Below are 232 nucleotides of genomic sequence, written 5' to 3'. Positions count from 1 at the left end.
GTCGTCTTGCAGCTTGTAGGCAGTCACACCGGTCATTGGTGAGACGATCACGTCTGCCGTCTTGAATATCTCCTTGTGGAAGTACATCTGACGATTCCGGAGCCGTAGCGAATTCAGGTAGGCTCTACTGCTGAAGGAACCATACACGCCAAGTGCGACCCTTACATCCCAACCGATTTCAGATCTCTTCAGCTTGTCAAGATATTTAGCAAGTGATGCAGTGCATTCTGAA

Annotated in this window: 1 protein-coding gene; it reads right to left on the bottom strand. The window is 49.1% G+C overall.

Annotated features, from left to right (window positions below; all coding sequences use genetic code 11):
- Positions 1-232, bottom strand: a 232-nt coding sequence (locus L9G74_RS24720) for a hypothetical protein (RefSeq protein ID WP_238899112.1), incomplete at both ends; no start/stop codon positions are given.

It is taken from the genome of Shewanella electrica (genome assembly GCF_022321485.1).
Taxonomy (GTDB): domain Bacteria; phylum Pseudomonadota; class Gammaproteobacteria; order Enterobacterales; family Shewanellaceae; genus Shewanella; species Shewanella electrica.
The sequence above is the reverse complement of the archived record's forward strand: the minus strand, read 5'-3'. Positions and strand labels throughout refer to the sequence as shown.